General features: G+C 67.2%; 1 protein-coding gene. It reads left to right on the top strand.

Going from position 1 to position 938, the window contains the following annotated elements; all coding sequences use genetic code 11:
* Positions 1 to 181 precede the first annotated feature (181 nt).
* On the top strand, positions 182 to 685 hold the full coding sequence (locus tag HMPREF3086_RS10950) for a hypothetical protein (protein WP_070721853.1): 504 nt from the start codon (positions 182 to 184) through the stop codon (positions 683 to 685).
* Positions 686 to 938 lie beyond the last annotated feature (253 nt).

Here is a 938-nt window from a genome sequence, read left to right as displayed (position 1 = left end):
CGCCCCCGCCGGCAGCGGCGGGGGCGGGGGCGGGCGGAGTAGCCGCTCGCGCAACCTGCGAGATACCTGAACGAGAAGGACGGTGAGGCCTTAGCGCCGCCCCGGAAAAACTTCGCGACCTACGGTTTCCACCATCCGTGACATCATGTTCATCTGTTACAACCCCTCACTAGGAGTCCCAATGACCATTTCCCGCATCGCCACCCGGGTGGCCGCGACCATCGCCGCCTCCGCGGCCCTGACCGTCGGCGCGGCCGGCATCGCCTCCGCTGCCACCGCCAGCCACAACGTCGACGGCAACACCGTCTCGGCAACGTTCAAGGCCGGGGTCACCGAGCCCATCGGAGGCTGCGTCGCCGTGATCGCCGAGCGGGACGCCGCGGACGACATCGCGGGCATGATCAAGAACATCAACCTGAACAACATCGTCGGCACGCTGTCTGGTGAGCGGACCACGATCCTGCGCACCGACTCGGGTAGCCCCGTCGCCCTCCCTGTCCTGTTCCGTCCGGTCACCGTGTCCGCGGACAACGTCCCGACCGGCGTGCACTCGCTCATCACCTACTGCGCGGGTGACTACGTCCCGGTGATCAACACCATCGCCACCGGAGACGCCGTCAACCCCATGGGCAGCGTCGTGAGCGACGGGCCGGCCCTCATCTCCTCGGGGATCAACTTCTTCTGACCCCGGTTCGACCCCGCAAGGCAGCCCGGCCGATGAGCCGGGCTGCCGGGCTCGGGACTCCGGGAAGGTTGGAGCTTCAGGTACCGATCGCCGAGCAATCTGGCCGCGCAACCACTTCTGGTTGCGCGGCCTCTTTGTTTCATGCATCCAGGACGCACGCGTCACTAGGGGCTGCGCTGGCGGAATGGACCGCGGTGGCCGCGCAAGCCAGCCAGCGCTCAGGCCTGAGTTCCACAACTTTTAGTGACCCGCT

The sequence above is a fragment of the Dietzia sp. HMSC21D01 genome, from assembly GCF_001815995.1.
In the GTDB taxonomy this organism is placed as follows: Bacteria; Actinomycetota; Actinomycetes; order Mycobacteriales; family Mycobacteriaceae; genus Dietzia; species Dietzia cinnamea.
Note: the sequence above shows the minus strand (reverse complement) of the source record. Positions and strands in the feature narration are given on the sequence as shown.

Coding starts and splice junctions, on each gene's coding strand:
- HMPREF3086_RS10950 (WP_070721853.1), top strand. CDS start 182: ATGACCATTTCCCGCATCGCCACCCGGGTGGCCGCGACCATCGCCGCC.